Genomic DNA, 20,360 nt, shown 5'->3' with positions numbered 1-20,360 from the left:
TACTACTCCGAATTAAGCGCTGTGTTTTTTGATTAGTTCGATAAAGTGGTCAAATAGCGGTGCCGCGTCTTCTGGACCTGGGCTCGCTTCTGGGTGACCTTGGAAGCTGAATGCTGGCTTGTCTGTACGGTGAATACCCTGCAGAGAGCCGTCAAATAGCGATACGTGAGTCGCGCGTAGATTTTCAGGTAGTGTTGCTTCGTCTGCTGCAAAACCGTGGTTTTGAGACGTAATCATTACAACATTACGATCCAAATCTTTTACTGGGTGGTTCGCACCATGGTGGCCAAACTTCATCTTCACCGTCTTAGCACCTGATGCTAACGCAAGAATTTGGTGGCCAAGACAGATACCAAAGATTGGTAAATTTTTCTCTAGAAATACTTTGGTCGCCTCAATGGCGTAAGTACATGGTTCTGGGTCACCTGGGCCGTTTGATAAGAAAACGCCATCAGGATTTAGAGCCAGCACCTCTTCTGCTGAAGTTTCAGCAGGCACAACCGTTAAGCGGCAGCCGCGATCCACCAACATACGCAGGATGTTACGCTTTGCGCCGAAATCGTAGGCAACAACGTGATATGGCAACTCGCTGTCGTCTTGCGCTTCAGGAAGTCCACCCTCGAGCGTCCACGAACCTTGTTTCCATTGATACGCTTCTTTTGTTGTAACCTCTTTCGCAAGATCCATTCCTTTCAAGCCAGGGAATTCTTTCGCTTTCGCTAATGCTAGGGCTTCGTCTATAGAAGAGCCCGCAACGATACAACCGTTTTGCGCACCTTTCTCACGTAGGATACGAGTCAGCTTACGCGTGTCGATATCTGCAATGCCGACAATGTTTTGCGACTTAAGGTAATCAGAAAGGGATTGTTCATTACGGAAGTTAGAAGCGATAAGAGGGAGATCGCGAATCACAAGGCCTTGAGCGTGGATTGAAGAGGATTCTTCGTCTTCGGAATTGGTTCCGGTATTGCCAATGTGAGGATAAGTAAGAGTAACGATTTGTTGAGAATAGGAAGGATCAGTGAGAATTTCTTGGTACCCCGTCATCGAGGTATTAAAAACAACTTCACCAACGGAAATACCATCTGCTCCAATGGACACACCGCGGAACACTGTCCCATCTTCTAGGACTAACAGTGCTAATTTACCCAAGACAACCTCCAGAATAAAAATGCATAAAAAATAAATTAAGTTGCAAACCTGCCTTCCTTTACCTTGAATATCTACATAAACAGGTATTTTTGACAAATTGGCGGTATTCTAAGGATGGACTTAGAAAGTGTCAATACCGTTCGAAAAATAAATCATTGCTTTCTAGCAGGTAAATCCATTTTCAAGCAAAGAGCCTTAAAAAAATAAGTTTTATCTAAAATTAGACCTAGCATGATGACACTTTTATAGATTTTACAAAATTGAACATATTACAGTTCACAAAAATTTATGTGATCATCACGCAAACGTTCATCACCAAAAAAACAAACCAAACTTTTAGGCGCTTCAAGCAAAAACAACCACAAAAGCCACATAAATTACACTTAACCTACCCCAAAAAGGCCAAAAATCTTACTAGATTTTTTTACATCATTTTCGATAAACATAAAAAAACCGGCTTGCGCCGGTGAATGATTATGTACTTAAAGCTCATTTAAGCTCAACACATCGGTCATGCTATAAAAACCTGATGGCTTAGCATTTAACCACACGGCTGCTTTTACTGCTCCGTTTGCGAAAGTCATACGATCGGTCGCTTTGTGAGTGATTTCGACACGCTCACCAATATCAGCAAACATTGCCGTGTGTTCCCCCACGATATCACCAGCACGAATCGTCGCAAAACCGATCTCGTCTTTGGTACGTTCACCTGTGATACCTTCACGAGCGTAAACGGCAACATCGCTTAACTTATTGCCCATCGCACCTGCAATCGCTTCGCCCATACCAATCGCAGTACCAGATGGGGCATCAACTTTATGACGGTGATGCGCTTCTACAATCTCAATATCACAGTAGTCACCCATTACTTGGGCGGCTTTTTCTAGTAGCTTGAAGACAAGATTCACGCCAACAGAATAGTTAGGAGCCATAACAACAGGGACTTGCTTTGCCGCGTCCTCAATCAATGCTCGCTCTGCTTCACTAAAGCCTGTTGTGCCAATCACAATGCTCTTACCATGCTGTTTACACAGTTCAAGGTTAGCTAACGTGCTGACTGGAGAGGAAAAATCGATGATCACATCAAAGTTGTCGATTTCCTTAGCAAGATCATCGGTCAAGAAGACATCAATTTTACCTTCCCCACAAAGCTCACCCACATCGACACCAACTAATGAAGACTCAGGACGTTCAGATCCCGCAGTAACGGATGCTTCTGGATTTAGGTGTGATGCTTTAACTAGGTTACGACCCATACGGCCTGCAGCACCTGCGATTGCAATACGAACCATTGCGCTTTCTCTCCTTCTCTGGATAACGAGGCTTACTCTCGTTTTCTTTCGTTTCACTGAATCTTTTTAAACTAACAATATCCCGTGTTAACCACAAGACAGTTCGCTGTGAGTTAAGAAAACTCTTTAATCACTCGCTCCAGAATCGGTACGTTCGCTTCTGGGAAGGCATAGTTTGATAATGCGCCTATTTCAACCCAACGACCTTGCTGCCCTTCTTTTCCATAAGGTTGACCATCAAACTGCGTTACAGAAATAAAATCAAATTTCAATGACTTATCTGGGTAATCATATTCAAGGTGTTCAAACAGAGATTGCTCGGTGATCGTAATGCCGATCTCTTCTTCCAGTTCACGAGCCATCGCTAACTCAACACTTTCACCTTGCTCAACTTTACCGCCGGGGAACTCCCAAAAGCCACCTTTGTGCTTATCATCGGGACGCTTAGTAATAAAAATTTGCGACCTTTCTTGGTTGAAAATGATCGCTGCAACAATGTGAATTCTTTTCATGGGTTTATCCCTAGATCTATCGATACAAAAAGAGCCGCCTAAGCGACTCTTTTTAATACATAATCAAACTCAATTAGTTAATTTGACCGTGACACTGTTTGTACTTCTTACCACTGCCACATGGACAAGGCTCATTACGTCCCACTTTACGCTCATCACGAACCATTGGTTGGTTTGAACCCTCCGCAGCAGCTTCATCTTCCACAAGTGGATTTTGTGCCGCTGCATGTTGAGCTTGCGCACGACGAGCGGCTTCTTCAGCTTGCGCACGACGTTGCTCTTCCATACGCTCAACTTCTTCTTGCTGCTGAACGCGAACTCGAGACAATACCGTAATCACATCGGTTTTCAGCGCTTCTAGTAGGCCTTCAAACAATTCAAACGACTCGCGCTTGTACTCTTGTTTCGGGTTCTTTTGTGCATAGCCACGTAGATGAATACCTTGACGAAGATGATCCATCGCCGCTAGGTGCTCTTTCCATAGCGTATCCAGTGTTTGAAGCATGACCGATTTTTCAAAGTTACGCAGAACTTGAGCGCCTACGACTTCTTCTTTCACTTTGTATACTTCAACCGCTAGATTAATGATCTTTTCACGCAGTGCTTCTTCATACAGTTTGTCATCTTCTTCAAGCCATTGCTTAATCGGCGCATCAAGATCGAAGTCCGCTTTCAAACGTTCTTGAAGACCTTCCACGTCCCACATATCTTCTAAAGACTGTGGCGGGATGTACTCATCAATGATAGCGGTCATAACGTCTTCGCGGTTTTGTTCGATCATCTCGCTGATGTCATCAATACTCATCAACTCATCACGAAGTTCATAGACCACTTTACGTTGATCGTTCGCCACGTCATCGTATTCAAGAAGCTGTTTACGAATATCAAAGTTACGTCCTTCCACTTTACGCTGTGCTTTTTCAATTGAACGAGACAACATCTTAGATTCAATCGCTTCGCCTTCTTCCATACCACTTTGGATAAGACTAGCCATACGATCTGATGTGAAGATACGTAGTAGTGAATCTTCCATTGATAGGTAGAAACGAGATGAGCCCGCATCACCTTGACGACCAGAACGACCACGTAGCTGGTTATCGATACGACGAGATTCGTGACGCTCAGTACCAATGATGTGTAGACCACCAGACTCTAGCACTTGATCGTGAACTTGCTTCCACTCAGCTTTAATCGCATCAATTTGTTCTTTAGTTGGATCTTGCAGTGCTTCCACTTTTGCTTGCCAGCTACCACCTAACACGATATCTGTACCACGACCCGCCATGTTCGTTGCGATGGTGACCGCACCTGGCGTACCTGCTTCTGCAACAATTTCCGCTTCACGCTCGTGGAATTTCGCGTTCAGTACGTTGTGCTTAATCTTCGCTTTCTTCAGTGCGTTAGACAATAGCTCTGATTTCTCGATAGAAACCGTACCAACAAGAGACGGCTGACCTTTTTCTACGCGCTCTTTAATATCTTCGATGATTGCCGCAAATTTCTCTGCTTCAGTACGGTACACCACATCTGGCATATCGTTACGGACCATCGGTTTGTTAGTTGGAATAACCACCGTTTCTAGACCGTAGATCGATTGGAATTCGAATGCTTCGGTATCCGCTGTACCTGTCATACCTGACAGTTTTTCGTATAAACGGAAGTAGTTCTGGAATGTGATCGATGCCAGTGTTTGGTTTTCGTTTTGAATCTTAACGCCTTCTTTCGCTTCAACCGCTTGGTGAAGACCTTCAGACCAACGACGGCCTGGCATCGTACGCCCCGTGTGTTCATCAACAATAACCACTTCACCGTCGTCATTGACGATGTAGTCTATGTTACGCTCGAACAATACGTGTGCACGAAGTGCTGCGTTCACGTGGTGCAGTAGGCTGATGTTCGTTGGAGAGTAAAGTGTGTCACCCTCTTCCATCAAGCCATTTTTCACCATCAGTTCTTCGACAAATTCTTGGCCTGTTTCAGTCAGGTATACTTGCTTAGACTTCTCATCCACAGTGTAGTGACCGTCACCACGATACTCTTCTGAGTCTTCTTTATCTTGTTTCTGAAGCTGCGGAATAAGTAGGTTAATACGTGTGTATAGATCTGAACTGTCTTCTGCTGGACCAGAGATAATTAAAGGAGTACGAGCTTCATCGATAAGAATTGAGTCCACTTCATCGACAACGGCAAAGAAACGCTCACGCTGAACACGATCTTCATTACGGAAAGCCATGTTGTCACGAAGGTAGTCAAAACCAAACTCATTGTTGGTTCCGTAAAGAATATCGGCTTGGTAAGCTTCTTTCTTTGCCTGAGGAGGCATGTTTGGCACGTTGATGCCAACGGTCATACCTAAGAATTCAAACAGAGGACGGTTTGTCTCTGCGTCACGCGTTGCAAGGTAGTCGTTCACCGTAACAACGTGCACGCCTTTACCTGGTAGTGCGTTGAGGTAAGCAGGAAGAGTTGCAGTTAGAGTTTTACCTTCACCAGTACGCATTTCCGCGATTTGGCCACCGTTCAGAACCATACCACCGATTAGCTGTACGTCGAAGTGGCGCATACCGTAAACACGCTTAGATGCTTCACGAACCGTAGCAAAAGCTTCTGGAAGTAGCTTATCAAGAGTTTCGCCTTGCTCTAGGCGCTCACGGAACTCAACAGTTTTCGCTTTTAGCTCTTCATCAGATAGAGCTTCAAATGTTGGTTCGTAGTTATTGATCTCTTTTACAATTTTTCTAAGGCGGCGCAGTGTTCGGTCGTTGCGACTGCCAATCACTTTTGTCAGTAGCTTAGTTATCATTTTTCGTGAATCTCTCTTTAATCAGACCGTTCCCGATCTACTCGTAATGCCTTCAGTCTCTGCCAATTTTGAACTAAGAATACTGAGATAAATCATTTAACAAAGATATTGAGTTCAAACATCCGCATTTCAAGGCCAAATTTTGAAACAATGTGGCTTAGTGTAAGGATTTTTCATCCATACAACCATTAATAGACGTATTTGTTTGAAGCACTCTGAAGTTTTTAATCAAAGTGGTGACGGATTAGCCAGTATTTGCTCATACATTGAGATTCGAAATCGATATTCTCAGTACAATTATCATCATCTTGATATACTTAGCGTGTATTTCTACCTAAAAAGCACCTCTTTTTGCGTTAATTTCGAGGGCAATTGGGTAATAAAGACAATAATGTAAACTATACCTAGATGGAAAGCTGCTCTAGAATACCAATATCTCAACAAAATTAGATTTTGCCTATGCGTGATCATCGCCCAACAGCTACAGACGATCTTATTGCTGAATCTCAGTTTAAGCAGATTCAACAGCATGCTGGAGAGATCTTACAGCTAAACCAAGCTCTACAATCGATCTTACCGAAAGGCACCGCCGATCATTGCCGAGTAGCGAATATTCGCAATGGCCACTTGTTGATTGATGTCTCTAGTGCTGCGATCAAAATGAAGGTCGATTACGATCGTTTAATGATCCTCAATAAACTGCGTACACAAGGCTACGCCAAACTCATGAGTGTTGAGGTGAGAATTAACCCTTCTTTGTACCGAAATCGCTTTGAACATGATGATCGGCCAAAACGCCCACCTCTCACTGAAGCGGCGGCTAACTCATTAATGATCATTGCAGATATCGCTCCGCCTAAAATTAAAGAGCGTTTAAAGCGTCTCGCTGACATGGCAGAAAAGAAGAGCAACAAATGAGCGTTTTTTTAAACGACTTATTTACAGATAGCAAAAAGCCAGGCATTGCCTGGCTTTCTTAATCTATTTACGTCTGCGCATTTAGTATTATGCTAGAACCATGTTTGGTTCTGCAAAAGCAACCGGTGAACCCGCTTCTTCTTCAAATGTTGTCCATTCCCATGCTTCTTGATCAGCAAGAACGGCACGTAGAAGTTGGTTGTTCAAACCATGACCTGATTTGTACGCTCGGAATTCGCCGATGATGGCATGACCACACATGTAAAGGTCACCAATCGCGTCCAATACTTTGTGTGTTACGAACTCATTCTCAAAGCGTAGGCCTTCTTCGTTAAGAATACGGTAATCATCCAGTACGATTGCGTTATCAAAGCTACCACCCAGAACTAAGTTCTGAGATTGTAGGTATTCGATATCACGCATGAAACCAAACGTACGCGCACGAGAAATCTCACGAACGAAACCTTGAGATGAGAAATCAAACAGAAGACGTTGCTCGTCTGACTCGATCGCAGGGTGGTTAAAGTCAATTTCAAAGTCCATACGGAAGCCGTTAAATGGTACAAATTCAGCCCATTTATCGCCGTCTTCAAAACGAACTGGTTTCTTAATACGGATAAAACGCTTTGGCGCATTTTGCGTTTCGACACCAGCTTGTTGCAGCAGATATACGAACGGGCTTGCGCTACCATCCATAATTGGAATTTCAGGTGCGTCAACTTCAACAATAATATTGTCGATACCCATACCAGCAAGTGCTGCATTCAAGTGTTCAACCGTTGAAATGCGAATACCTTCGTCGTTAACCAATGCTGTACATAACATAGTGTCACGAACAGATGCCGGATCAGCTGGAAAATCTACAGGTGGATTTACATCTGTACGACGGTAAATAATGCCTGTATTTGCAGCAGCTGGGCGCAGAGTAAGTGTCACTTTACGACCAGAGTGGAGACCCACACCAGTTGTTTTCACTATTTCTTTCAGAGTTCTTTGTCTGATCATCTGCTTGCCTCTCTAAAAAATGCTACAAAACACGGCCGCCTGTAACGTCGACCGTGAATGCTACCATAATTTTGAACTCTGTCAAATTTATGGATTAAAGATTAGTCAGCCTGACGACGCAAAAATGCTGGGATATCTAAATAACCACTCTCTTTCTCTTGTTTCGGTGCTGCAGAGCTTTGACCCACAGATACAGAAGAAGAAACAGTGTTTGTTGGCTGAGGAGTTACCTGCGGTTTCTCTTGCACTTGAGTTTGTAAAACTTGTGCCGGTTTTTCCTCAACTTGTGGTAGCACCGCTTGTTGTTGCGGAGCAGGCGTTGGTGCAACTTTCGCTTTACCACCAGCAACTAATGTGATGTCTGGCTTTTTCTCATTGCCGATACCCGTAGCAACCACTGTTACACGGATTTCGTCAGTCATGTCTGGGTCTAGAGAAGTACCGATAACCACGGTGGCATTGTCAGATGCGAATGCTTTCACTGTGTTACCCACTGTCTCAAACTCATCAAGACGCATATCAAGACCTGCAGTGATGTTAACAAGGACACCACGAGCGCCCGCTAGATCGATATCTTCCAGAAGTGGGCTAGAAATTGCCATCTCCGCTGCTTCTTCTGCACGATCTTCGCCTTTCGCGATGCCACTACCCATCATTGCGTGACCCATTTCAGACATCACAGTACGTACGTCTGCGAAGTCGACGTTGATCATGCCGGGACGAGTGATGAGCTCTGCAATACCTTGAACCGCGTTCTTAAGAACATCATTCGCACTTGCAAAAGCTTCTAATAGCGTTACACCACGACCAAGAACTTTAAGTAGCTTCTCGTTTGGAATCGTGATCAAAGAATCAACATGCTTAGACAGCTCATCAATACCTTGCTCAGCGAATGCCAAACGCTTCTTGCCTTCAAAGCTGAACGGTTTCGTTACTACCGCTACCGTTAGAATGCCAAGCTCTTTAGCCACTTCAGCAATAACAGGTGCAGCGCCTGTACCTGTACCGCCACCCATACCTGCGGCGATAAACACCATGTCGGCGCCAGTTAGGGAATCTTTAATTCTGTCTCTATCTTCGAGAGCAGCCTCACGGCCGACCTGTGGATTCGCACCTGCCCCCAGACCTTTAGTGATATCACCGCCGATTTGAATGACATTACCAACGCTTGTCTTACGAAGTGCTTGCGCATCAGTGTTGACGCTGATGAATTCCACTCCTTCGATGGATTCACGCACCATGTGTTCAACGGCGTTACCACCGCCACCACCAACTCCAACGACCTTAATTACTGCATCGTCAGACATTTCCATCATCGGTTCAAACATGTGTTGTCTCCGTTTATCCTGCAACTCAGGTTAAAACTCATTTCTTATCCAATTACGCAATTTACCGAAAAAGTTAGTCACAGATGCGGAAGAACGCTTAGGTTCATTATAATCGCTATCGTCACTAGACTGCATATCTCTTGCGTAATAAAGTAATCCAACTGCCGTAGAATGGTACGGCTCTTTTACATAATCAGTTAAGCCGCTGACTTCGAGCGGTTTGCCGACCCTTACTTGATTGCGGAATACGCGCTCCGCACACTCTACCACTCCGTCAATCTGCGCAGCACCGCCGGTAAGAACAACACCTGCGGCAAGATGGTGCTTAATGCCTTCTTCGCGCAATTTTGCTTGTACTGAGTCGATAGTTTGGTTAACCAGTCCCATAAGCTCTGAGTATCGCGGCTCAATCACTTCTGACAAAGTCTGACGCTGCAGACTGCGTGAAGGTCGTCCACCGACACTTGGTACGTTAACCGTGTCATCCTTGCTGACTAGTTCACTCAAGGCACAGCCATATTTTACTTTTATTTCTTCGGCATCACTCACTGGTGTACCAAAAGCAAAAGCAATATCGCTAGTGACAGCATTTCCTGCGTAAGAAAACACTTCAGTGTGACGTAATGCGCCACCAGTCCAAATGGATACATCCATTGTTCCAGCGCCAATATCAACCACACAAACCCCAAGCTCTCTTTCATCCTCGGTGATTACCGCATTACTTGCAGCAAGCCCAGAAAAAACAAGTTGCTCCACTTTAAGGCCGCAGCGTTCTACCGCCTTAATAATATTGCGTGCCATATCATTATGGCAGGAGATCAAATGGACGCTAACCTCCATCCTCACTCCAGATAAACCAAGTGGGTTTTTAATCCCTTCTTGATAGTCGATGGTGAACTCTTGCGGAATCACATGTAGGATTCGCTGTTCATCACCGATTTTAATCGATTTTGCGGTATGGATAGCGCGATCCATATCTTCTTGAGACACTTCCTCATCAGATATGGTGCCCATGCCTTTTTCAATTCGGCTTGCGATATGCTTACCAGACAACGAAATGAATACACGGCTAATTTGGCATTCGGCCATTAGCTCTGCTTGATCAATCGCGCGTTGTACTGATTTAACAACCGACTCCAAATCATTCACGCCGCCTTTATCCATGCCGCGTGAAGGGCTGCTACCTGAACCAATAATGTTTATTTGGCCATCTGGTAGAATCTCACCCACTAGAGCTGAAACGGTTGCAGTGCCTATATCAAGACCAACAATAATGTTGTCATCGGCGACCTTAGTCATCTGTACTCTCTTGTTCTAACTCATGTTCAGGAAACCAACCAACCGCGGCTCCCGTATCGTACCTAAGATCGATATAACTGATTCTTTGCGTGTCGCTTCCAAGCTTATGATAGAGTGAGAAAAAACGCTCTATTCGCTCATCCAAAGATTCTTTACCGAGCTCTAGTCGAATACCGTTATCAAGGATGATTTGCCAAGCTCGTCGCTCGTTTAATACTAGAGACGATATTGCAAGACCCAGCTGCTGAAATTTAGGTCGAAGTTCACGATAGGTTTGCAAGACTTCCGGCCCGGTTGCAGTGGGTCCATATAGCTTAACTTTCTCTTCCTTTAGTAGGCCGACATCCCCTTCAAATACCAAACCATTGTTGTCCAACAGTTCGATGCCATTCCAAATGGCGACGGGGTGATGTTCTGTCAAAAATACTTTTACCGTGTCTGGCCACTGCTTTCGAATAGCCGCATGGGCTACCCAAGGAAGGACCTCTACACTTTGTTGCAACACATCAATGTCTTGTGACATGAAGGTTCCAATGTGATCAATACTGCCAAACGCTGCTTGAACATCGTCTGCTGTGACATACTCCAGCTTTCCCTGAAGTACGATTTTGGAAAGAGGTAACCTTTGGTCATCCCACATCCAACTGATCGCTGAGTACAAAACAGAACTAATTATTGTCATCACGATAACGAAAAATAGCGCACCCAAGATCTTCTCTTGGCGACCACGGTGATTCTCCGTGTTAAGCCGCTCTTCATTCAGTGCAATATTCAACAACGTCTTCGTTTCCTGATTTTTGTCCTGTGCTTTTTATCGTGTTATTACACACTAATAAAAGCATTGACTTTAACCTTGGGATTATACTGAGCTCTTGTAAACTATCAAACACTGATAGTGATAAATCACAACGTTCTTGATACAAAATCGAGATCTAGGTCTTTATCTGTGCTTTGTATCAATCATCGCTGTTAACCGAGCATCTTATTAACATTCAGCTCAAGAACAGCCAGTTGCTTCGCTACTTTACCAACATCGCCCGCCCCTTGAGTCAAGATCAAGTCGCCGTCTTGTATAACATTAGCCAAAACTGATGGTAGTTGTTCAATTTCAGGAACAAAAATGGGATCTACCTTGCCACGACTGCGAATTGTGCGACATAGCGCACGACCATCAGCGCCAGCAATGGGTTTCTCTCCTGCCGCATAGACATCCAACATGATCAATACATCAACCTGCTCAAGTACATTGGCAAAATCATCGTAAAGATCACGCGTTCGACTGTAGCGATGCGGCTGAAAAATCATCACCAAACGCTTATTTTGCCAACCACTACGTGCGGCATCAATCGTTACACCTACTTCTGTTGGGTGATGACCATAGTCATCCACCAACATAGCTAGACCATTACCGGTATCGAACTCCCCAAGGTGGTCAAAACGGCGCCCAGTCCCCTCAGTACCAGCCATCGCTTTAAGAATGGCTTCATCACTGATGTCATCTTCTGTGGCTACCGCAATCGCTGCCGAAGCATTCAGTGCATTGTGGCGACCTGGAATATTCAATGTAATGTCTAGATTCGCATGACCTTCACGAACCACGGTGAACTTACCTTGCTGACCTTCTTGACGGTAGTTTTCAATGCGTACGTCTGCATCTTCTGAGAAACCGTAAGTGATCACCTGACGGCTGATACGTGGAATCAACTCACGAATGACTGGATCGTCGATACACACAATCGCTTGGCCGTAAAATGGTAGGTTGTGCAAAAAGTCGATGAAGGTTTGCTTCAATGTTTCGAAGTCACCTCCATAAGTATCCATATGATCCGCTTCAATATTGGTGACAATGCTCACCATGGGTTGCAGGTGCAAGAATGACGCATCGCTCTCATCTGCTTCAGCAATCAGAATACGGCTTGAACCTAGACGTGCATTCGTGCCAGCGCTCTTCACCAGCCCGCCGTTAACGAACGTTGGATCAAGGCCTGCTTCAGAATAGATTTGCGTTACAAGTGCCGTAGTCGTTGTTTTGCCGTGCGTACCCGCAACAGCAATACCATGACGGAAACGCATCAACTCAGCCAGCATTTCTGCGCGGCGGACGATAGGAATACGCAATTCACGCGCCGCCATCACTTCTGGATTTTCTTCGTTAATCGCGGTTGAAACCACAACAACACTGGCATTCTCAACATTGCTGGCTTGATGGCCAATAAATACCGTTGCACCTTTTGATACTAAACGCTCGGTCACAGGGTTTTCTGATAGGTCAGAACCTGTGATTTGGTAGCCTTCGTTCAACAGTACTTCTGCAATGCCGCTCATGCCCGCACCACCAATACCGATGAAGTGGATGGATTTCACGCGGCGCATCTCTGGCACCATTGCGCGAATTTGAGCTAAGTCTTGTGTATGTTGGATTGTCATCAATTCTATTCTCAATAATTCGTTAACGCTTTTCGGTCAAAGCAACAATGGCTTGTGCGACAACTCGGTCAGCATTCAATTTTGCAGCGCCACGCGCTTGCTCAGCCATTGTAAGTAAAGCTTGTCGATCCAATTGTTGGATCTGCTGAGTCAGTGACTCAACGGTTAAATCTGGTTGTTCAATCATTTTCGCCGCACCACAATCCACCAAGTGGTCTGCATTCAGTGCTTGCTGACGGTCTTTATGCATAAACGGAACAAAGATAGCCCCCACGCCCGCCGCTGATACTTCAGAAACGGTTAACGCTCCTGAACGACAAACCAAAAGGTCAGCCCATGCATAAGCTTCTGCTACGTCGTCAATGAATTCTGTTACTTCTGCATTCGCCACACCATTCGCTTGGTATGCCGCATTCACTTCTTCCGCGGAACCTTTACCCGCTTGATGACGAATACAGTAATCATCGCCCAATTTTGCCATCACTTCTGGCAGCGTTTGGTTAAGAATGCGTGCACCTTGGCTACCACCCATCACAAGAATACGAATTGGACCTTGTCGTTCTTGCATGCGTGCAGCAGGAGCATCGAGCTGGGTTACGTCTTCACGTACTGGATTACCAACCACTTCTGCTTTTGGAAACGCGCCAGGGAAAGCTTGAAACACCTTCTTAGCGATTTTCGATAGCCATTGGTTTGTGAGACCTGCGACGGCATTTTGCTCATGCAGCACAACAGGAATTCCGCTCATCCAAGCCGCAATACCACCAGGGCCACTCACGTAACCGCCCATGCCAAGCACAGCGTCTGGCTGCCAACGTTTCATGTGAGCACGAGCCTGCATGATGGCATTAACAATTTGAAATGGTGCCGCAAGAAGACGTTTAACGCCTTGACCTCGTAGACCTTTTACTTTGATAAAGTCGATTTCAATGCCATGTTTTGGCACTAAATCCGCTTCCATTCTATCCGCGGTACCTAACCAGCGAATCTCCCAACCTTGCTGTTGCAACTGCTTCGCTACGGCCAAGCCTGGGAAAACGTGACCACCAGTACCACCGGCCATCACCATCAAACGTTTATTTTTCTTCATCGTCTTGTTGTTCTTTCTGACCGCGCTTTAAACGGCATTCGTGATCGATACGCAGCAATATGGCAACTGCAATAGACATGATTAATAGGCTTGAGCCACCATAGCTGATCAGAGGTAGGGTGAGCCCCTTGGTTGGCACAATGCCTGCTGCCGCACCAACGTTAACTAAGGTTTGGAAAGCAAACCAAATACCAATGCCAAATGCTAAATAACCACCAAACATTTCGCCCGCTTCGAAGGCTCGCTTACCGATATAAACCGCTTTTAACACTAAACTGAAGATCAGCATTAATACCAATACAACGCCGGCAAAGCCGAGTTCTTCTGCGAGCACCGCGAACACAAAGTCGGTATGGGCTTCGGGTAGATATTCCAATTTTTGAATCGAGTTACCCAGACCTTGACCAAACCATTCACCTCGGCCAAATGCCATCAACGATTGTGTCAATTGATAGCCGCTGCCGAATGGGTCTTCCCATGGGTCAAGAAATGACGTGACACGTCGCATACGATAAGGCTCAATCAAAATTAAGCCTACAACAGCAACTATCCCTGCAATCATTAACGCCAAAAACTGCGTTAACTTGGCCCCCGCGATAAATAACATACCAAACAGGGTCACCAGCATCACAACAACCGTACCTAAGTCAGGTTGACGCAGGAGTAATACCGCAAATACCGTAAAAACCATTATTGGTTTAATGAAGCCACCAAAGAATGTCTGACGAACTTCATCCTGTTTACGAACCAAGTATCCAGACATAAACATAAACAGAGAGAGCTTGGCAATCTCTGCCGGCTGTAAATTAATTGGTCCAACGGGGATCCATCGAGAAGCACCATTAACAGACTTACCTGCAACTAAAACAATGACAAGCAGTGCAACCGATATCCCAACGATGTATTTAGAGTTCCGAAACCAAAAGTCTAAGGGCTTACAAAGGACAACCGAAGATGCTGAAACGGCAACGACCAAGAATAGAGCGTGACGGAACATAAAGTGGAATGGCTGATCCGTCAGTCGAGAACTGATGGGAAACGATGCAGAGGTCACCATCACCAAGCCAGTTAACATCAAACCTAGCGCAATCCATACCAACTGACGATCAAAGAGCGCCTCTGGTGCTGGATGCTTAAGCCAAGTGCCAATGCTGCGTTTAACGTTACCTAAAACCACGAAATGTGTGACCTTTAATTATGCGTATTTTTGAGCAAGATTAGCGAAGGCATCGCCCCTTGCCATAAAGTTATCGAATTGATCAAAGCTAGCACATGCCGGAGAGAGCATCACCATATCGCCAGGTTTTAACTGCGAAGATATTTGTTGAATCACATCTTCCATGCTGTCAAAACGAGTTGCCGATTCGTGCAGTGGCATAAAGGCATCACCATCGGTACCAAAGCAGCAAAGTTGCAGATTCAACGTAGTGAAGATAGGCTTTAACGGCGAAAAATCTGCGCCTTTACCAACCCCACCAACCAACAAATACAGTTTGCCCTTCGATTCTAGTCCGGAAAGTGCGGCCATCGTGCTAGCAATATTAGTTGCTTTGGAATCATTCACCCATTTTACGCCACGATTATCCGCAACCACCTGGCATCGATGCGTCAAACCCGTGTAAGTTTTCAGTGCATGTAACGCTTTGTGATAGTCAATACCTGCGGCCTTGAGTAAAGCGAGCACGACCAAGGCATTCGCCAAGTTGTGCTTACCGACCAGTTTGAGCTCATCGCTAGCAATCACACGCTGGCCGTGATCAAGCAACCAAGTGCGACCGGCATCTGATTCCAAACCATAAGCTCGCTCATCAGTGCCAAACGTCATCAACGGCATGTCACTATCAGGGTAGGTTTCTTGGTCATCACGGTTAACGACTGCTAGCTCGGCATTATCAAAAATACGCAACTTCGCTTGTCGGTAGTCCGCCATGCCTTGATAGCGATCCATGTGATCTTCAGAAAGGTTTAGAAACGCGGCGGCTTTAAGCTTCAGGCTCGACGTAGTCTCTAGTTGGAAACTCGATAACTCAAGCACGTACAAATCCGCGTCTTGCTCTAGCAAATCTAAAGCAGGCACTCCAATATTGCCGCCAACGCCAACGGTTAGTCCAGCGGCTTTCGCCATCACGCCCGTCAAGTCAGTGACCGTGCTTTTGCCATTAGAGCCAGTGATCGCGATAACTGGTTTCGTTACTGCCCAAGCAAACAACTCAATATCGCCAACAACAGGTGTGCTTTTCGCAACTATTGTTTGGATTTCTGGCGTAGCTAAGGCAATACCTGGGTTGGTCACTACCAAGTCGGCTTCAGCTAACCATTCGCTATTCCAACCACCACTGTGCAACTCTACCTGTTCAGGTAAACGCTCAGCACCTGGTGGGTTAGCACGCGTATCGATGACTTTAACCGCCAGTTGCGGCTGTGTTTTTGTTAGGTGTTTAACGACAGAGAGCCCGGTAATACCGAGCCCTACAATGACGACCTTATGTATGTTTTGCCAACGTTCCATATTTGATCACACCGTATCTGTTATTCTTAGAAAGTTATTGGAAAGTGCGATTAACGCACTTTCAGTGTCGCTAGACCAATCAGAACAAGAACCATAGAAATAATCCAGAAGCGCACGATGACGCGAGGTTCTGGCCAGCCTTTAAGTTCGTAGTGGTGATGGATAGGAGCCATGCGGAAAATACGCTGACCACGCAATTTGTAAGAACCGACCTGTAGGATAACCGATAGCGTTTCCATTACAAATACACCACCCATGATCACCAAAACCAACTCTTGGCGAACCAGAACTGCAATGGTCCCTAGAGCACCACCCAATGCTAGTGAGCCAACATCGCCCATGAATACTTGTGCTGGGTAGGTATTGAACCACAAGAAACCAAGACCAGCACCAACGATTGCCGTACATACAACAACCAGCTCAGAAGCGTGCGGTAGGTATGGTATATGTAGGTATTCAGAGAAGTTAACGTTACCCGTCGCCCATGCAATGAAGGCAAAACCAGCCGCAACCAGCACCGTTGGCATGATTGCCAAGCCGTCTAGGCCATCCGTTAGGTTTACCGCGTTACTGGTACCAACAATCACAAAGTAAGTCAGAATGATGTACATCAAGCCAAGCTGCGGCATGATGTCTTTAAAAAATGGCACCACTAGCTGAGTTGCAGCCGTATCTTTGCCATAGGCGTACAGTGCAAAAGCGACAACAAACGCAATCAATGACTGCCAGAAGTATTTCCAACGCGCGATCAAACCATCGGTGTTCTTACGCACCACTTTGCGATAGTCATCGACAAAGCCAACTGCGCCATAACCAAGCAACACAACCAGCACAGCCCAAACGTAAGGGTTGGACAAATCAGCCCACAACAGAATCGTGATAGAGATTGCCGCTAAAATCATGATACCGCCCATCGTTGGGGTACCACGTTTGCTAAAGTGAGATTCTGGTCCTTCGTTACGGACAACCTGACCAATTTGTAGCATCTGAAGACGCTTGATCATGATAGGCCCCATCCAAAGAGACAGGCCTAGTGCAGTCAGTACGCTTAATATTGCTCGAAAAGACAAGTATTCAAACAAACGGAAGAAAGACAGGTATGGCTGTAGCAGCTCGGCAAGCCAAATAATCATTAATAATACTCCTTCAAAGCAGCAGCGACTTCAAACATACGAGCACCGTTTGCCCCTTTCACCAAAATTGTATGGCACTCAGGAGCGGCTTGATCTAAATGCTGCTTGATGTAGTCAATCATTTCTTGATGGGTCTCGAAATGGATACCGTCACAAAGTGTACTAATGACCTTCGCGTCTGCACCATACGTGAGAACATGTTCAAATTTTTGTGGGGCAGCATGTTCCCCGACTTGGCGATGAAGTGCAAGACTTTCCTCACCCAATTCCGCCATATTACCCAAAATCAACCAACGTTGACCTTGGAATGCCCCCAGCAAATCAACCGCCGCCTTCATCGCTGGAACGCTTGCGTTGTAGCTATCATCAATCAGCTTAATCTTATCGCTCAGCTCTTCCACCTCAACACGGCCTTTAACCTTGTTTAAGTGCTTAAGGCCAGCCCGAATCTCTTCTAACGTTGCTCCCATTTGTAGCGCAATGATAGAAGCCGCAATCGCGTTCGCCACGTTGTGCTGACCTATGATACCCAGAGACAGTTCAATTTCTTGTGAATCTGCTGCGATATGTAGGTTAAAGCTTGCTTCACCCGCTGTGTTCATCACAATGTTAGACGCGTAAAAATCGGCATCTGTGTTCGTTGGCGAGAAAGTAATGACTTTTTTATCTGCCAACACAGTTTGCCACTTATCTTCACCATTGCTATCGAGGTTAACAATCGCTACCCCTCCAGAAGAAAGCCCTTGGTAAATTTCACCCTTAGCTTGCTTCACGCCATCGATAGAGCCAAAACCTTCGAGATGTGCCGCTGCCACGTTGTTTACCAAGGTGATATCTGGTTTAACCAACTGCGTTGTATAAGCAATTTCACCGATATGGTTAGCCCCCAACTCAATCACCGCGTAATCATCGTCTTGCTGTGAGCGCAGTAACGTGAGCGGTACACCAATATCATTGTTGAAGTTACCCGCAGTAAACAGCACTTTACCTTTCAACTGTAGGATACTGGCCACCATCTCTTTCACTGTCGTTTTGCCACAACTACCGGTGATCGCCACCGTTGGCGTTTGACAAGATTGATGAACCCATGAAGCCAACTCACCCATTGCGACTTTACTGTCGACCACGACTACTTGAGGCACATTTATCTCTAAACGTTTTTGCACCAGTAGCGCACCGGCACCCAACTCAACCGCTTGCTGACAAAAGTCATGCGCATCAAAACGTTCGCCAACTAAGGCAACAAACAGCGCACCTTGTTCAATAGTGCGAGTATCGGTCGATACAGAATCGATCGTCAGATCATGACCAATTAATTCACCGCGAGTGGTGTCAGCAATTTGAGAGAGTGATACGGTAATCATGATGAAAGCCCCAATAGTTGCATGGCGGACTCTCGATCAGAGTAATGAATGGTTCCGCTATTTAGAATTTGGTAATCCTCATGGCCTTTACCAGCCAACAGGATGATATCTTGTGGAGAAGCATGCTCAAGAGCGTAAGAAAGTGCTTTAAAGCGATCATGCTGCACAATCGCATCGGCAGGTGTAGCAAGCCCTGCTAGCATGTCTTTCATGATAAGAACAGGGTCTTCACTGCGTGGGTTATCGTCGGTCAGAACCACCTTATCGCCTAAACGCTCAGCAATTTCTGCCATCATTGGACGTTTACCTGCATCGCGGTCACCACCACAGCCAAAGATAGCCCACAACTGCCCTTGGCAATGCACACGCAGCGCTTGCAGTGCTTTTTCTAGTGCATCTGGCGTATGAGCGTAATCCACAACCACTTTAGCGCGGTCATCGGCTTGAAACAGCTCCATCCGACCAAGCACTGGCTGCAATTGGCCTGCTGTTGCCAGTAAAGCTTGCTTGTCAAAATTGAGACTCAACAAGGTTGTGAACGCCAACATCAAATTTGCCGCATTAAATTCACCAATCAAAGGGGCATGAAGCGTACCGCAACCGAACTTGCCATCAAATTCAATCATAATGCCGGACTCTGCGTAAGCAATATGATTCGCAAAAACAGCCTGCTCAAACTCACAATGGGGCTTCAACGACACAGCAAGTGCATTACTTAATTGCTTCGCCCACGCAGCACCGACTACATCGTCAACATTGATGATCGCGTGTTCACATTGATGTTCAGTAAACAGGGTTAACTTTGCATTGGCGTATTCTTCCATCGTACCGTGGTAGTCAAGGTGATCTCGGCTTAAGTTCGTAAAAACGCCTACGGCAAACGACAGCGCTTTCACACGACCTTGAATCAAACCGTGTGAAGAAACTTCAAGCGCTGTGTATTGCGCTTTTTGCTCAGCGAGCGAAGACAATGTTTTTTGAATTTCAACCGCATTGCCAGTGGTGTTTGCGGCTTCTTGCAAGTTATCAAGGAAACCATTACCCGTCGTGCCCATGACAGCGGCTTTTGAACCAACTAAATCAATCCACTGCGCAATCAATTGGGTGATGGTGGTTTTACCGTTAGTGCCAGTGACACCAATCAGATCCATATTTGGATAGTGATACAACTGACTAGCGATTTGAGATAAGCATTTGTCCAATGCATCGAGGTAAATAACGGGTACGTCATCCATAATCTCAATCGTACCATGCGTTTTTACATCGCAGGCTTGAGCGATAACCGCATTCGCGCCTTGCTGAATGGCTGTTGGGATAAACTTACGTCCATCCACAACGTGGCCAACAATGGCGACAAATGTTGTACCAGGTTGAATTCTTCGACTATCAAGTTCTAGTTCTGAGACGAGGACGGACGACAAGCTAGGGCAATCCACCCAAGGGGAAAGCAATACGTCCATACTGATGGCTTTGGTCATATTTGTTCTCCGAGCTTAAGCTCAGGTTTTCTTAACATTTTTTGCTGCAC

At 45.7% G+C, this 20,360-nt stretch carries 16 protein-coding genes; 1 reads left to right on the top strand and 15 read right to left on the bottom strand.

Annotated elements, in window-relative coordinates; genetic code table 11:
- Nucleotides 1-12: 12 nt before the first annotated feature.
- The 4 genes from carA to secA form a co-directional block, all read right to left on the bottom strand.
- Nucleotides 13-1,152 (bottom strand): glutamine-hydrolyzing carbamoyl-phosphate synthase small subunit, encoded by a 1,140-nt coding sequence (gene carA / locus AK965_RS06615; RefSeq protein WP_099078877.1) that lies wholly within the window; start codon nucleotides 1,150-1,152, stop codon nucleotides 13-15.
- 482 nt (nucleotides 1,153-1,634) lie between these two features.
- Complete coding sequence (gene dapB / locus AK965_RS06610; RefSeq protein WP_099078876.1) at nucleotides 1,635-2,444, bottom strand: 4-hydroxy-tetrahydrodipicolinate reductase; 810 nt, start codon at nucleotides 2,442-2,444, stop codon at nucleotides 1,635-1,637.
- A gap of 113 nt (nucleotides 2,445-2,557) precedes the next feature.
- On the bottom strand, nucleotides 2,558-2,956 hold the full coding sequence (gene mutT, locus AK965_RS06605) for an 8-oxo-dGTP diphosphatase MutT (protein ID WP_099078875.1): 399 nt from the start codon (nucleotides 2,954-2,956) through the stop codon (nucleotides 2,558-2,560).
- Nucleotides 2,957-3,029: 73 nt separating this feature from the next.
- A complete protein-coding gene (secA, locus tag AK965_RS06600) occupies nucleotides 3,030-5,759 on the bottom strand; it encodes a preprotein translocase subunit SecA (RefSeq protein WP_099078874.1) in 2,730 nt (909 codons plus the stop codon).
- A gap of 459 nt (nucleotides 5,760-6,218) precedes the next feature.
- Here secA and AK965_RS06595 point away from each other — a divergent pair, with 459 nt between their 5' ends.
- Nucleotides 6,219-6,677 carry a DUF721 domain-containing protein gene (locus AK965_RS06595; RefSeq protein WP_099078873.1) on the top strand — a complete coding sequence of 153 codons (459 nt, stop codon included), beginning with the start codon at nucleotides 6,219-6,221 and terminating at the stop codon, nucleotides 6,675-6,677.
- Between the two features lie 87 nt (nucleotides 6,678-6,764).
- On the opposite strand, the gene lpxC is transcribed toward AK965_RS06595, so the two are convergent.
- The 11 genes from lpxC to murE form a co-directional block, all read right to left on the bottom strand.
- Nucleotides 6,765-7,682 (bottom strand): UDP-3-O-acyl-N-acetylglucosamine deacetylase, encoded by a 918-nt coding sequence (gene lpxC / locus AK965_RS06590; RefSeq protein ID WP_099078872.1) that lies wholly within the window; start codon nucleotides 7,680-7,682, stop codon nucleotides 6,765-6,767.
- Between the two features lie 101 nt (nucleotides 7,683-7,783).
- Complete coding sequence (gene ftsZ, locus AK965_RS06585; RefSeq protein ID WP_099078871.1) at nucleotides 7,784-9,010, bottom strand: cell division protein FtsZ; 1,227 nt, start codon at nucleotides 9,008-9,010, stop codon at nucleotides 7,784-7,786.
- Between the two features lie 30 nt (nucleotides 9,011-9,040).
- Nucleotides 9,041-10,309, bottom strand: coding sequence for a cell division protein FtsA (gene ftsA / locus AK965_RS06580; RefSeq protein WP_099078870.1), 1,269 nt, complete (start codon nucleotides 10,307-10,309; stop codon nucleotides 9,041-9,043).
- Nucleotides 10,302-11,087 (bottom strand): cell division protein FtsQ/DivIB, encoded by a 786-nt coding sequence (locus tag AK965_RS06575; RefSeq protein ID WP_099078869.1) that lies wholly within the window; start codon nucleotides 11,085-11,087, stop codon nucleotides 10,302-10,304. The genes ftsA and AK965_RS06575 overlap by 8 nt, the downstream gene beginning before the upstream one ends.
- Before the next feature lie 191 nt (nucleotides 11,088-11,278).
- Complete coding sequence (gene murC, locus AK965_RS06570; protein WP_172438091.1) at nucleotides 11,279-12,736, bottom strand: UDP-N-acetylmuramate--L-alanine ligase; 1,458 nt, start codon at nucleotides 12,734-12,736, stop codon at nucleotides 11,279-11,281.
- A 22-nt stretch (nucleotides 12,737-12,758) separates the two neighbouring features.
- The gene (gene murG / locus AK965_RS06565; protein WP_099078867.1) at nucleotides 12,759-13,826 is read right to left on the bottom strand and encodes an undecaprenyldiphospho-muramoylpentapeptide beta-N-acetylglucosaminyltransferase; all 1,068 of its coding nucleotides are present in this window, start codon (nucleotides 13,824-13,826) and stop codon (nucleotides 12,759-12,761) included.
- Nucleotides 13,813-15,003: a cell division protein FtsW gene (gene ftsW, locus AK965_RS06560; RefSeq protein WP_099078866.1), complete on the bottom strand. Its 1,191-nt coding sequence runs from the start codon at nucleotides 15,001-15,003 to the stop codon at nucleotides 13,813-13,815. The genes murG and ftsW overlap by 14 nt, the downstream gene beginning before the upstream one ends.
- A gap of 18 nt (nucleotides 15,004-15,021) precedes the next feature.
- Nucleotides 15,022-16,335, bottom strand: a complete 1,314-nt coding sequence (gene murD, locus AK965_RS06555) for a UDP-N-acetylmuramoyl-L-alanine--D-glutamate ligase (RefSeq protein ID WP_099078865.1) — start codon at nucleotides 16,333-16,335, stop codon at nucleotides 15,022-15,024.
- 50 nt (nucleotides 16,336-16,385) lie between these two features.
- Nucleotides 16,386-17,468: a phospho-N-acetylmuramoyl-pentapeptide-transferase gene (gene mraY / locus AK965_RS06550; protein ID WP_099078864.1), complete on the bottom strand. Its 1,083-nt coding sequence runs from the start codon at nucleotides 17,466-17,468 to the stop codon at nucleotides 16,386-16,388.
- A complete protein-coding gene (murF, locus tag AK965_RS06545; protein WP_099078863.1) occupies nucleotides 17,468-18,832 on the bottom strand; it encodes a UDP-N-acetylmuramoyl-tripeptide--D-alanyl-D-alanine ligase in 1,365 nt (454 codons plus the stop codon). Before murF ends, mraY begins: the two co-directional genes overlap by 1 nt.
- Nucleotides 18,829-20,310 (bottom strand): UDP-N-acetylmuramoyl-L-alanyl-D-glutamate--2,6-diaminopimelate ligase, encoded by a 1,482-nt coding sequence (gene murE, locus AK965_RS06540; RefSeq protein WP_099078862.1) that lies wholly within the window; start codon nucleotides 20,308-20,310, stop codon nucleotides 18,829-18,831. The genes murF and murE overlap by 4 nt, the downstream gene beginning before the upstream one ends.
- Between the last annotated feature and the right edge of the window lie 50 nt (nucleotides 20,311-20,360).

The sequence above is a fragment of the Vibrio sp. PID17_43 genome (assembly GCF_002608565.1).
Taxonomy (GTDB): domain Bacteria; phylum Pseudomonadota; class Gammaproteobacteria; order Enterobacterales; family Vibrionaceae; genus Vibrio.
The sequence above is the reverse complement of the archived record's forward strand: the minus strand, read 5'-3'. Positions and strand labels throughout refer to the sequence as shown.

What these genes read in the sequence shown, in the direction of transcription:
- murF (WP_099078863.1), bottom strand. Translation starts at nt 18,832, where the DNA reads ATGATTACCGTATCACTCTCTCAAATTGCTGACACCACTCGCGGTGAA.
- mutT (WP_099078875.1), bottom strand. Translation starts at nt 2,956, where the DNA reads ATGAAAAGAATTCACATTGTTGCAGCGATCATTTTCAACCAAGAAAGG.
- AK965_RS06595 (WP_099078873.1), top strand. Translation starts at nt 6,219, where the DNA reads ATGCGTGATCATCGCCCAACAGCTACAGACGATCTTATTGCTGAATCT.
- dapB (WP_099078876.1), bottom strand. Translation starts at nt 2,444, where the DNA reads ATGGTTCGTATTGCAATCGCAGGTGCTGCAGGCCGTATGGGTCGTAAC.
- murE (WP_099078862.1), bottom strand. Translation starts at nt 20,310, where the DNA reads ATGACCAAAGCCATCAGTATGGACGTATTGCTTTCCCCTTGGGTGGAT.
- murG (WP_099078867.1), bottom strand. Translation starts at nt 13,826, where the DNA reads ATGAAGAAAAATAAACGTTTGATGGTGATGGCCGGTGGTACTGGTGGT.
- ftsA (WP_099078870.1), bottom strand. Translation starts at nt 10,309, where the DNA reads ATGACTAAGGTCGCCGATGACAACATTATTGTTGGTCTTGATATAGGC.
- lpxC (WP_099078872.1), bottom strand. Translation starts at nt 7,682, where the DNA reads ATGATCAGACAAAGAACTCTGAAAGAAATAGTGAAAACAACTGGTGTG.
- murD (WP_099078865.1), bottom strand. Translation starts at nt 16,335, where the DNA reads ATGGAACGTTGGCAAAACATACATAAGGTCGTCATTGTAGGGCTCGGT.
- murC (WP_172438091.1), bottom strand. Translation starts at nt 12,736, where the DNA reads ATGACAATCCAACATACACAAGACTTAGCTCAAATTCGCGCAATGGTG.
- mraY (WP_099078864.1), bottom strand. Translation starts at nt 17,468, where the DNA reads ATGATTATTTGGCTTGCCGAGCTGCTACAGCCATACCTGTCTTTCTTC.
- ftsZ (WP_099078871.1), bottom strand. Translation starts at nt 9,010, where the DNA reads ATGTTTGAACCGATGATGGAAATGTCTGACGATGCAGTAATTAAGGTC.
- secA (WP_099078874.1), bottom strand. Translation starts at nt 5,759, where the DNA reads ATGATAACTAAGCTACTGACAAAAGTGATTGGCAGTCGCAACGACCGA.